The sequence below is a fragment of the Bacteroides sp. 90-K9/2 genome (genome assembly GCF_047310725.1).
In the GTDB taxonomy this organism is placed as follows: Bacteria; Bacteroidota; Bacteroidia; order Bacteroidales; family Bacteroidaceae; genus Bacteroides; species Bacteroides vicugnae.
In genome coordinates this window covers 297,360-311,069 of the sequence record NZ_JBCGVL010000006.1, presented here as the reverse complement: position 1 = coordinate 311,069, position 13,710 = coordinate 297,360, and the positions used below count along the sequence as shown (strand labels likewise).

General features: G+C 40.8%; 6 protein-coding genes. All 6 read left to right on the top strand.

Annotated features, from left to right (window positions below):
• The first annotated feature begins 195 nt into the window (after nucleotides 1-195).
• Complete coding sequence (locus AAHJ11_RS15680; protein WP_148365660.1) at nucleotides 196-3,450, top strand: SusC/RagA family TonB-linked outer membrane protein; 3,255 nt, start codon at nucleotides 196-198, stop codon at nucleotides 3,448-3,450.
• Between the two features lie 19 nt (nucleotides 3,451-3,469).
• On the top strand, nucleotides 3,470-5,476 hold the full coding sequence (locus tag AAHJ11_RS15675; RefSeq protein ID WP_148365659.1) for a RagB/SusD family nutrient uptake outer membrane protein: 2,007 nt from the start codon (nucleotides 3,470-3,472) through the stop codon (nucleotides 5,474-5,476).
• A gap of 223 nt (nucleotides 5,477-5,699) precedes the next feature.
• Nucleotides 5,700-8,654: a glycosyl hydrolase 115 family protein gene (locus tag AAHJ11_RS15670; RefSeq protein ID WP_148365657.1), complete on the top strand. Its 2,955-nt coding sequence runs from the start codon at nucleotides 5,700-5,702 to the stop codon at nucleotides 8,652-8,654.
• Between the two features lie 120 nt (nucleotides 8,655-8,774).
• Nucleotides 8,775-9,881 carry a glycoside hydrolase family 88/105 protein gene (locus AAHJ11_RS15665; RefSeq protein WP_413579779.1) on the top strand — a complete coding sequence of 369 codons (1,107 nt, stop codon included), beginning with the start codon at nucleotides 8,775-8,777 and terminating at the stop codon, nucleotides 9,879-9,881.
• 470 nt (nucleotides 9,882-10,351) lie between these two features.
• Nucleotides 10,352-12,223: a family 43 glycosylhydrolase gene (locus AAHJ11_RS15660; RefSeq protein ID WP_148365653.1), complete on the top strand. Its 1,872-nt coding sequence runs from the start codon at nucleotides 10,352-10,354 to the stop codon at nucleotides 12,221-12,223.
• 61 nt (nucleotides 12,224-12,284) lie between these two features.
• Nucleotides 12,285-13,703: an IPT/TIG domain-containing protein gene (locus AAHJ11_RS15655; protein WP_148365651.1), complete on the top strand. Its 1,419-nt coding sequence runs from the start codon at nucleotides 12,285-12,287 to the stop codon at nucleotides 13,701-13,703.
• Nucleotides 13,704-13,710 lie beyond the last annotated feature (7 nt).

Genomic DNA, 13,710 nt, shown 5'->3' with positions numbered 1-13,710 from the left:
TAAGTATATTTGCAGTGTGAGGGTTGAGAGAAAAAAGTGCGTGGAGAATGATTGAGGAATGGTTGATACTGTGCAAATGGAGAATAAAAATTGCATAAATAAAGAGCGATAAACATTCTAACTCAAATAGTAAACGGAATACGAAGCGATGAGTTACAATCGCATAGATGTAATATAAAACTTAAAATTAATAGTATGAAGAAGAAAGATTTAGTTTTCCTGAGGGGGGGCTTGATGCTACTATTGATGGCATTGTGTTTTTGTACAGTGCAAGCACAGGTTCTTAAAGTGACAGGGCAGGTGAAGGATCAGGCGGGTGAACCGTTGATTGGAGTAAATGTCATAGAAAAAGGTACGACAAACGGTACTGTGACGGATATCAATGGACAGTACAGTGTTTCTGTGAAAAATGCGAATGCGGTGCTCAGTTTCTCATACATTGGTTACAAGACGCAAGAAATCGCTTTGGCAGGAAAGAAAGTTGTGAATATTACGTTAAAAGATGATTCTGAAGCGCTCGAAGAAGTGGTAGTCATTGGTTATGGTACGGCGCGCAAGAAAGATCTTACGGGGTCCGTCATTCAGGTGCGTCCGGACAATATTGCAATGGATAACCCGAAAACGGTACAGGATATTCTGCGTGGAACAGCAGGTCTTTCCGTAGGGTATGATGCTTCTGCCAAGGGAGGCGGTTCCATGTCTATCCGTGGACAACGCTCGGTATATACGGATGGTGGACACAACGATCCGCTACTTATTCTCGACGGAATGATGTTTTATGGTGAACTCTCCGAGATTAATCCTGACGATATCGAGCAAATTGATATCCTTAAGGATGCCTCCTCTGCAGCCGTATACGGAGCGAAAGCTGCCAATGGTGTCATCATTGTGACAACTAAAAAAGGTAAGCAAGGCAAACCGGTCGTAAACCTGAGTGCTAACGTAGGTTTTGTGCAGCGTGCAGGGTATCGCAAGCGCTGGGAGACACCTGAAGCCTATCTTCAACATTATCAAGACTGGAAAGAGGTTTCTACATATGGTTCCAATCCTGAGACAGGAGAGTGGGAGGCTTACCGCTCTGGCAATTATATAGACCGCCCGGGGTACTACGCTAATCCCGCTCACCTTTCGGGAGTATCTCTTGAACAATGGAGAGGATACTCCGGTAACGATGCCGATGAATCTGACCTAAGTATTTGGGCTCGCCGTCTAGGCTTTAACGCCGGAAGTAACGCTTTGCAGAACCTGTTGGATGGTCGGTGGACGGACTGGGATGACATTACCTTTCGCACAGGTTTACAACAAGATTATAATGCCAGCGTCAGCGGAGCTACAGAGAAGGCGAACTACTACCTTTCTGTAGGCTATCTCAATAATCAAGGTGTGAAGATTGACGATGACTATACATCAATACGTGCCAATATGAAGGTGAACATGAATGTCAATAAGTACCTTGAAGTAGGTGCCAATGTGAACTTCCAGAATCGTTCGGATGGTTCTATCGGTGTGGACGAAGACTATCAAATGCGTAATTGTCCATATGCTGACTACAAGGATGCTGATGGCAACCTCGTGCAATATCCGCTGGATGGTAGCTATAGTCAGCGCGGATACAACTATGAGTTTCAGAAGCAATATCTCGAACTGGAGAAGGGATATACCACTTTCAACACTGTGTTTGATGCGAAGTTGAAGCTGCCTTTCGGTATTACATATACGTTTAACATCGCTCCGCGCTTTCAGTGGTTCTACGACCGTTACTTTATGTCAGCGGATCTTCCCGGATCTGTTGCCACAGATCGAGGTGTGAATCGTGAACAAGCAAAGCGCTTCGACTATTCACTCAACAATACAATTAACTGGGATTATACATTCAGTAAGGTGCATCACGTGACATTAACATTGGTGCAGGAGGCGGAGGAACGCCGTTACTGGTCAGATCGTATCGAGGCGCGTAACATTCTGCCTTCTGATGCACTAGGATTTCATAATACACAGAATGCTTCAAAAGATGCAAGTTCGTTCTCTACCAACGACACTCACTCTACGGCTGATGCCTTGATGGCACGCGTGTTTTATGCATATGACAATCGTTACATGTTGACTGCCTCCGTACGTCGAGACGGTTACTCTGCATTCGGTTCTTCCAATCCGTACGCTACTTTCCCTTCCATAGCTCTCGGTTGGACATTCACTAACGAGAAGTTCTGGAAGTGGGACAATATTATGGACAATGGTAAGTTGCGCCTGTCTTACGGTAAGAATGGTAACCGTTCGTTGAGCGATCCTTATGTTGCCCTTGCCAACTTGTATTCTGGTGCAGGCAAGACGATGGGATATATTCAGGCGGACGGTAAGATGGAAGAGGTGAAATATCTCATGGCGCAGCGTCTGGCCAATCCGAATTTGCAATGGGAAAAAACGGCTTCATGGAATGCAGGTTTGGACTTTAGTTTCTTGCAAGGGCGTATCACTGGTGCACTGGATGTTTACGTTATGCAAACGAAGGATATGATTATGAGTCAGAAGCTGCCTAACTTCACGGGATTTTCTACTATCACCACGAATTTGGGACAGGTAGACAATAATGGCGTTGAACTGACATTGAACACGCAGAATATCAAGACGAGAAATTTTGAGTGGACGTCTACCGTCAACTTCTCATATAACAAGAATAGAATTAAGCATTTGTATAATGATTATAAGAATGTAACGGATGCCGATGGCAACGTTATCGGTCAGAAGGAGGCAGATGACGAGACGAACGGCTGGTTCATCGGACGACCCATCTCCAACATCTGGGACTACAAAGTGACAGGTATTTGGCAGAAAGACCAGTGGGAAGAGGCCGCCAAGTACGGGCAGAAACCGGGCGACCCGATTGTAGCCAATCTCTGTACGGACGACGACATTATCAATGCTGACGGTTCAAGAACACCGGTGTATAACTCGAAAGATAAGACATTTCTCGGACAGACAGTCGCTCCTTATCGTTGGGCATTTCGCAATGAATTCTCTTACAAGGACTTCACGTTGGCATTAAATATGTATTCTTACATGGGACAAAAGAAAACCAGCACTAACTATTTGAATAATGATGATGATGGAGGACGTATGTCCTACGCGCTTGCCAACAAGGAGGCGAAGACGTATTGGACATTAGACAACGCGACTAATCACTATGGCCGCATTGATGCGAAGGGGCCTACAGGAGCGCAGACGCCTCCTATGGTGTATAATGCCGGCTTTATCCGCTTGGATAACCTAACGTTGGGTTATACCCTGCCGAAGGAATTGACTAAAAAGGTGGGTATCGAACGTATCCGCTTATATGGAACGATTAAGAACCTTGCCATGATTACCTTCGACAAGTACTGGGAATACGGTGATATCGAGGCTAATGGATTGGCTGTACGTTCTTATACATTGGGTGTGAACTTTACATTTTAATTCTTAACAATGAAATGACATGAAAAATATAATTAAAAATATAAGTAGGGTATGTTTAATCATGGCCGGAACTGCAGTACTCTTGTCTGGTTGTAGCGAGGATTTCTTGGCAACCGATCCTCTTTCGTTCTATGAACCGGGGGCAACGTTCTCTACGGAATCTGGGTTGAGGGCGGCAATGGGTATCTGCGATCGTCACTTGAAGTTGTATTACGCTTGCGATCACAACGAGATGTTGCCGATGGGAACTGAATTGATGTTTTCTGACCTGTGTGTAGCCGCGAATACGGATAAGGCAAGGATGCTATGCAACATTGCCAACGACTTGACCCCGAACAGTGATCAGAGTACTCAGAATTATCTGGACCGTTCAAACAGTATTTGCTTTTTCTGGGATGAGGGGTGGATAGGTGTCAGACATGCGAATACGATTATCAAATATGCTCCGGGTGTGGAAGGACTGGATCCAACCATCCGGGATGCTTATATCGGACGCGCCTATTTCCACCGTGCTTTTCGCTATATGGCATTGATGATGCAGTTTGGTGAAGTGCCTTTGGTGGCCACACTGATTGACACTCCAAAACAGAATTATTATTCAATAAAGCGTGACGCCCTCCTGACTATGCTGATGAAGGATATGGAATGGGCCGTTGAACATGTCCCCGAGCAGCAAGACATGAACGAGATCGGTATGGTAAACAAAGGTGCCTGCCGCGTGCTGCTGACGAAAATCTATCTTGCTATCGGTGAATATACGAAAGCAAAAGAACAATGTGATATTTTGATCGACCAGAGTCAGTATAAGCTGGTTAAGGGAGAGGAGTTTGGAACGTTCAATGACGGAGGAGAACCTTTGACATGGCCTATTACGCGTAACGTTATTTGGGATATGCACCGTGCGGAGAACAAACTTATCAGTTCAAATACAGAATGGATTATGGGTATGCCTAACAGGGGATCAGATCAAGAGTCATTCGTAAAGATGCTGACAATGCGTATCTTCTATCCTTTCTTTTTTAATAGTGGTCTGACAGATCCCGACGGTAAGCAGGGATTGCAAAACTATAAGCGTAACGACAGTAAGTATGATGCAGAGTATGACTATATGCGTGCCTTGGGCCGCGGTATCTCTACATGGAGAAACAGCTATTGGTATACGCATTCTTTATGGTACGTCAACGGCAAGGAGGATAAGGGAGACCTTCGGCACAGTTCTGAGACAGGAAACTGGATGCGCATGGAGGACCTGAAATATAACAATAGAGAATCACAGTATTACGGACAGAATCTGCGCCTGTACAGCGACAATGGCGATTTGTTGTGCAGTGATACCATCCGCCGCTGGTATGATGTGCCACATTATAAGATGTACCTAGATGACCCTGTGAACGATGCGAATGTTTCCGGTTCTGACGGTAATCGTGGTGCGACCACTGGTGGTAATGCAGACTGGTATTTGTATCGTCTTGCCGAAGTCTATCTCTTGCGCGCGGAAGCGAAATTTTACATTAATCCGAGCGACGCTACCATTGCAGACGATGTAAACGAGATCCGCAAGCGTGCACATTGTGATGAACTGTATAAGGCGGGCAGTGTTACTATCGGTGATATTATGAATGAGCGTGCTCGTGAGTTGTACTTTGAAGAATGGAGAAACTGTGAGTTGACTCGTGTGTCCTTGTGCTTGGCACGTAGCGGACGTCCTGACGAATGGGGTAATATGTATAGCCTTGAAACGTTCGACAAACAGCAGGGTACGGATGAAGAAGGTGGCAGCTACTGGTATCAGCGTGTTAACCATTATAACATCTACAACAAGGGTGTAGTCAATGTGACAGCTTCTAATAATTCACTTAACTATACCATTGATAAGAAGAACATATACTGGCCTATCCCGGAAAAGGCAATTACTGCTAACAGCAAGGGACAACTTCACCAAAACTTCGGCTACGATGGATATGATGCCAATGTGAAGATGTGGGAGACTTGGGAAGAGGCTGTAGCCGATGAGGCGACTAATTAACGGCGTTTATTTTCTCCTCTTTTTATACTTATATGCCACCACAATTCGGATGTTTGGAATTGTGGTGGCTTTGTTGTGTGCATATATTATCCACTATCTCTTCAAAATAGTTTTCGAAGTTTTTTTTGAATATATACTGCTATTTATAGGTCAGATTGTTTCATTTAGTTTGTGTATTTTTCTTTTTCTTTGTCGCATCATTAATTGTCAATCTAACGTTTATATGAAAAATAAGATTTTATTGTTGGGCTTATTTTGTTGTAGCCTGATTTCGGCAGAAGCACAAATTTTACTCGACAAAGGAACCGGAAAGAATAGTTTTCCTATTGTTTCTTCATCAACGAATGCAGTTGTTTGTTTTGATGGAAAAGATGCGACTGTAGTACGTAAGAGTGCATCTCTTTTGGTAGATGATGTTCGCCGTGTGACGGGTCAAGAGTTGAAGATGAATGAAAGCAAGCCCGGAAAAGTATCCGCGCGTTATGCGATTATTGCCGGAACTATAGGAGAAAGCGGATGGATTGACGTTTTGGCATCCGGAAACAAAATAGATACGGCAGCTATTGCCGGAGGTTGGGAACGCTATATGATAGAGGTAGTCAACAATCCTGTTCCGGGTATAAAGAAGGCAATTGTCGTTGCCGGAAGTGACAGGCGCGGTACTGCCTACGGACTTCTTTCTATTTCAAAGGCAATCGGAGTATCTCCCTGGTATTGGTGGGCGGATGCTCCGGTCAAACAACAGAAACAAGTAAGTGTAAAAGTCGATAAGTTTATCTCCAAAACACCATCAGTCAAGTTCAGAGGTGTCTTTATCAATGATGAAGACTGGGGACTTTACCGTTGGTCAAGGGATAATTACGAAAAAGAACGTGGAAACTTCGGGCCGAGAACGTATGCAAAAGTATGCGAATTATTGCTTCGTCTTCAGGCCAATTATCTTTGTCCGGCTATGCATGATGCATCTATGGCTTTCCACCGTATTCCAGAAAATCGTTTGGTAGCGGATAGTTTTGCTATCGTCATGGGTTCCTCTCATTGCGAACCATTATTGTTTAATACAGCAAGCGAATGGAAACGTGATAAAATGGGCGAATGGGATTATATCAATAATAAGGATGGTGTCGACAAAGTCTTGAAATCGCGCGTAGAAGAATGTGCTCCGTTTGAAAATGTATATACTCTGGCTTTGCGTGGATTGCACGATCGGGCAATGAATGCAAGCAATAATATGTCCGATAGAAAAGATATGCTTCAGGAAGCGTTGATGGCACAAAGGCAAATGCTGGTAGATGCCATCGGTAAGCGTGCGGAAGACATTCCTCAAGCCTTTACTCCATATAAAGAAGTGCTCGATGTATACGATCAGGGGTTGGAACTTCCGGATGATGTGACCATTATCTGGCCGGATGATAATTATGGATATATGAAACGCTTGAGTAGTCCGAAAGAGCAGAAACGTTCCGGACGTTCGGGAGTATATTATCATTCATCTTATCTGGGTAAACCTCATGATCATCTTTGGATGAACACAACTTCCCCTACATTGATGTATGAAGAACTCCGTAAGGCATACGACATGACGGCTGACCGCATTTGGCTACTCAACGCCGGAGATATCAAGTCCTGTGAATTTGCTGTAGATTATTTTCTGACAATGGCTTTCGATATTGACTCATTCAATTTTGAAAGAGCGGCAAACTATCGTACCGAATGGTTGTGCGGTATGTTGGGCGATGACTACCGAGTTGAATATCAGGATGTGATAGATTCTTTCTATAAATTGGCTTTCGCCCGTAAACCTGAATTTATGGGATGGGGTTATCAGTGGGCTACCGATAAACACGGAAGAGAGCGAAATACGGATACTGATTTTTCGCTTGCCAATTATCGTGAAGTGGATACTCGTCTGGCTGAATATCAACGGATAGGAAATATGGCAGAGAAGATTCTGAAAGCTTTGCCTGAAGACAAGAAAGCATGTTATTATCAATCATTGTATTATCCGGTCAAAGGATGTGAACTGTTGAACCGTATGATTCTTAACGGGCAGAGAAATCGTTGGTATTCTATTCAACAGAGGGCGACTACTGCAGAACTGGAGAAAATGACCAAAGCTTGTTATGACAGTCTGGAAGTAATAACAAAAGGATATAACTCATTACTTGGAGGTAAATGGGATCACGTAATGACCATGAAACAAGGATTTGCCGCAGCCTATTTTGAACTCCCGGCTCTGCGGAAGGTCAATCTGGCACCTACAGCCTCTTTGGGCATATTAGCAGAAGGAGAAGATGTTTTGAAAGGACAGAAGAGTTTCCATTCACTGCCATCTTTCAACACATACTTCCGTCAATCCTATTACGTAGACGTTTTCAATAAAGGAGCGACTCCTCTGAAATGGAAAGCATCGGTTTCAGATAGTTGGATTCTGTTAAGTCAGAAAGCCGGAGAAACTGCTACGGAAAATCGTATAGAAGTCTCAATCGACTGGGCTAAGGTCCCGACTGGTGAGAAAGTATTCGGAATATTGGAAATCGTGTCTGATCGTGGTGAGAAGGAAAATGTCTATATTTCTGTCTTCAACCCTTCTTCTCCTTCATTAGCAGAAATGGATACTTTATTTGTGGAGCACAATGGATATGTTTCTATTGATGCTGCCGGTTTCCACCGGAAGGTAGAGAACAAAGCAATTCAAATGAGAACGATTCCTAACTTGGGAATAGAAAATACAGCTATTCAACTAGGTGATCCGACAGCCGCCCCACAGCGGACTGCAGGTCGCAGTGCCCCTCGTCTGGAATATGATTTCTATACATTCGAACAAGGTTCGGTTGATGTTTACACATACGTATTGCCTACATTTACCTTAAGTAAGGACCGTGGGTATGCCGGACATGAAGCAACGAATGTGGAAACGAAATATGGAGTATGTATTGACGAAGGTCCTGTGATGAATCCTTCTACTTCTTCTTTTGAGTATGCACAAATTTGGTACGAAAGTGTGTTGAAGAACTGTAGAATCAACAAAACCACTTTGCATATCGACAAACCGGGTAAACACACTGTGAAAATTATATGTGGCGATGCCGGAACTGTTCTGCAAAAGATTGTTTTGGATTTTGGAGGAATGAAGCGTTCTTATTTAGGTCCGCAACCGACGAGAAACTCAAAATAAGGGTTGCTCAGATCTGGGAAAATGAAAGGAGGAAGGTGCTGTAACTCTGTATATCGATGTCACAGCACTTTTTTCAATAATTAAATCTAATAAATTTATTCACCTTAAAATAGTGAGAATATGAAAACAAGTCGTAGTTTAATCTCTTTTTTATTATTGTTTTTAATTAGTTCTGTTGCAGCACAGAATTATTGGGAGGATTTTCCTGTACGCGCAAACCCTAAGACTGTGGGTGATAAGTTAAGTAAACGTTTTTTGGAAAGTAATCACCAGCTATATTTCGATAGAGGAATACATTATGCTGAAGTGTGTACTTGGTATGGTGCACTTAGGTTTGCCGAGTTGACGAATAACAAAGAATTGATCAAACAACTGCGAAATCGTTTCGAAGTATTGTTTCATATAGAAAAAGATCTTCTTCCGCCTCCAATTCATGTAGATCAGAATATGTTCGGTTGTCTGCCTTTGAAATTGTATAGTATCACAAAAGATCAACGTTATCTTGATCTGGGGTTACCCTATGCCGATACTCAATGGACATTACCAAATACTACCAATGAGGAAGAATGTAGCTGGCATAAGAAAGGATATTCCTGGCAGACTCGCCTTTGGATCGATGATATGTATATGATTACAATAGTGCAATCGGAGGCTTACAAAGTAACGGGGGATAAAAAATACATAAACAGAGCTGCAAAAGAAATGGTGTTATATCTAGATGAATTACAACATCCGAACGGACTTTTCTACCATGCACCCGATGTGCCTTATTATTGGGGACGTGGTGATGGCTGGATGGCTGTGGGAATGACAGAGCTCTTATTTAACTTGCCAGAAAATGATCCCAATCGAGCACGCATACTTAAAGGTTATCTTTTGATGATGAATAATTTGAAAAAATACGTAAATAAGGACGGGCTTTGGAATCAATTGATAGATGAACCTGATTTTTGGACAGAAACATCTGGCTCTGCAATGTTTGCTTATGCCATGATTGTAGGTGTGAAGAACGGATGGTTGGAAAAAGATGAATTCGCTCCTGTTGCGCGTAGAGCTTGGCTTTCTTTATGTAATTATATAGACGATAATAATAATCTAACCGAAGTTTGTATTGGTACCGGCAAAAAGAATAGCAAACAGTACTATTTGGATCGTCCTCGTATAGCTGGAGACTTTCACGGACAGGCTCCAATATTGTGGTGTGCTTATGCATTACTGAATAGATAGCTTTTTATATTGATGGGAATAAATAAGAATGCTCACTTTTGTTTGATATTAAAGTGAGCATTTTTACTATTAGTATATTAGATAAAATCCAGCCTATGAAATAGGCTAGATTTTCTGACCAAATATAAGTGGAGTTTGCTTTGTTGAATAAGCAATAAATTATTCAATAAAAGCAATAATTTGTTCAGAATAAAAATATAAAAGGGACTAATAATTGTCTTAAGACAATTTTTCTATCTTTAGATTAGTTTGGGACTAATTTTTCATTTATTGACCTGTTTATAATATCTTCGATAATTCCATTTTTCTACTTTTGTATCAGTCAATAAGGACTGCTGGAGCTTCTATTATGAAGATAATGATCATTATTATAGCACGATTTTTAGTTTTTGGATACGGTTGAGGAGACTGTTAAAGGATAACATTTTTTGATTATAAAACACACTAAGTTTTACTTAAATCTATGTGTAATGAATAACAAATCGATTAAAAAAAACATTCTTAAGATTAGCACAATGTGCCTACTGATAGGATTATTCCTATTTATATCATGCGGTTCAAATGATAGTGGAGAGGATGACAAAGTTCTGACTAAACAGTATTTGTCATTGAAGTCATATGGTTTAACCGATTTTAAAGTTACTAATTATTCAGAAGAGGAAACATTTTCTCTTGGGATAAAAAGAATTGGTGGAACATTTACTACCGAACTCAATGCTAAATTGGAGACATGGAGTAAAGAGGAATTAGAAGCCTATAATAAAAAGGAGGAAGTTACTTATATTCTTTTACCAGAAACGTCTTACTCGATATCTAAAAATGTATCTTTTGCTGCGGGAGCAGATGAAACTACGGTCGAAATAAAAGTTAATCCAACAGAAATTTTTTCTAAGCAAGAAGATTTGTTAAAGGATTATGTAATTGCATTAAAACTTAAAAGTGATGATGTAGAGTTGAGAAAAGGACAATCGGATTTGCTGCTTCGTCTTGTTGTTGATTACGCTAGGGTTGGTTTTACTTCTACTGAAGTTGATAGAGTGAACGTAAATGAGGCAATAACCAACTTTAAAATAATGACATCTCTTGACTATAAAGTAAATGGCGTTATTAGTGGTAGTAATTGGGATTTTTCTTGTAAACTTAAAGTTCCAGATAATGCGGCGGAATTAGTCGCAGCTTACAATCAAAAATATAAATCTAATTATGAATTATTGCCTCAAGGTAGCTATACATTGGGTGATGTGACCTATACTGTAGGTTCTAAGGAAGCGGAAGGTATGCTTACTATTACGCGCAATGCTATAGAAGTCAAATATTATATGTTACCATTGACTTTAGCAAATATTTCTACAGAAAGTGTGTTGTGTAATGATGAAGTACATTATGCCACGATTGGACAAACGTATAGCAATCCTATTATCACACATACAAGTGCGGCGGATCCTACTGTAATAAATGTAGATGGAACCTTTTATTTGTATGCTACTCAGACGGGTAGTTATTGGGTACCAGTTTATAGTTCAAAAGATTTAGTGAATTGGAAGTATGAGCGTACCGCCTTTGTAAATGCTTATAAGCCTAACTTGCCAGGTGGAGGTACATTTTGGGCACCAGAAATACGTTATATCAATGGACAATATGTACTTTATTATTCATGGGCTAAATTGAATGGTGCAAATCAGAGCTATACGGCTGTAGCGGTTTCTGATAATCCGCTAGGTCCTTTTAAAGATAGTAAAGAATTGCTTGGTAATGAGGAGTTTGGCTCTAATTGTATTGACCAATTCTACATAGAAGATGGTGGGAAGAAATATATGTTTTATGGAAGTTTTCAAGGTATTTATGTAACAGAACTGACAGACGATGGACTTTCTGTTAAACGAGATGCGGCTAATAATCCAGTTTTGAAGAAAAAGGTTTGTGGTAATGCTTACGAAGGAGTCAATATTTATAAGAAGAATGGATTTTACTACTTGTTGGCTTCCATTGGATCCTGTTGTGCTGGTGAGAACAGTACTTATGAACTGGTGGTGGGACGTTCTCAAAATATTCTAGGTCCGTATGTCGATAGAAAGAATGTAGATATGATAAATAATAGCTGGGAGTCTGTTTTGGCTGGTAATATTACTAAATGGATTGGTCCTGGACATAATGCTATAATTGTCCAAGATGATGCAGGTACGGAGTGGATGGTATATCATAGTTTTCGTAAAATTGGTACCCAGTTTACAGGACGCCATGGAATGTTGGATCGCTTGCAGTGGTCGGATGATGGTTGGCCTTATGTTAAAGGTTATGTACCCTCTGATACAGATTTGATTCCAGTTTTCTATAATAAGTAAATCATTTCATGGAGTATATAGAGAATAATAGTGAATATGTTAATTAACTAAAATTTAATTTATGAAGAAAAGTAGTTATTGGAAAGGTGGGTATGCCTCTTTGTTGGGGGTGATGCTGGCATTGATTACTCTTTGCTTTATCGGTTGTAAAGATGATAAAGATTCAGCCGGAGTAGCATTCGATCCCAGTAAGCCCGTCGTAATTACGGATTTTATGCCCAAAGAAGGTGGGTATGGTAGTAATTTGATCTTGTATGGAGATAATTTTGGTAATGATCCTGCTAAATTAAAGGTAACAGTAGGAGGACAGTCTGCCAATATTATTAGTGTACAAAATGACAAATTGTATTGTGTTGTTCCACAGAAAGCCTATGATGGGGATATACAAATCAGTATTTGTAATGATAGTGGAGAGGAAGTTGCTTATGCAGAGGCAGAAGGTACATTTGAGTATACTAAAAAGTGGTTAGTGACTACTCTAGTAGGAACTCGTTATACGAATGCTAATGATGCTGAAGAAAAATCTGGTCCATTTAATGATTGTGGGTGGATTACATATCAAATGTGGTTTTCTTTTGATCCACAGTCAAATTTTGATCATCTGTATGTGACTACTCACAAGACCAAATTGCTTCGTAAGGTTGATTTGGCAAATGAACGTGTAGATATACTTCCGCAGTTTAGTAGTGGTCTTGACAGACCTGCTATTATTAATTGGACTGTAGATGAAAATCAGGATATGATTCTGACTGATGACCGTTCGGAGGGGAGTAATGTGAATGCGCATTTTGTATTTAAGCGTAGTACTGATTTTAAAAATTCCGAACCATTGGTAAATGCGAAAGCAAGAAGCCTTACGGCTGCGATAGTCCATCCTAAAAATGGTGAGCTTTATTATACTGCATATTACGATCAGAACATATTTAGATATGATTTTGAGACACAGCAGGTAACAACTCCGAATAGGCATTTTGCCACCAAAGAAACTATACGTATGGTGGTTCATCCAGAAGGAAAATATGCATATCTTATGAGATATTACCATCAGAATGGTGGAGGGTACATTGCACGTATGGATTATGATGATAATGCAAAGGCTTTTACCGACCCTTATATTATTTGTGGAACAACAGGAGCAGGTGGCTATGTTGACGGAGTAGGTGATAGAGCTAAAGTAAATAAGCCAGCACAAGGAGTTTTTGTAAAGAATCCAAATTATGAAGGAGAAGAGGATGAGTATGATTTTTATTTCTGTGATGAAGGTAATAATTGTGTTCGTATGATGACTCCGTATGGAAGGATAACGACATTTGCAGGACGTGGAAATGGTATAGCAACAGGAGATTACGCTGATGGTGAATTGCGTACAGAGGCCCGTTTTAATGCTCCATGTGCAATTGCATATGACGAAAAGAGAAAATGCTTTTATGTTGGTGATTCCGGAAATAATGTGATACGTAAAATTGCTCTAGAAGAATAATAAATGA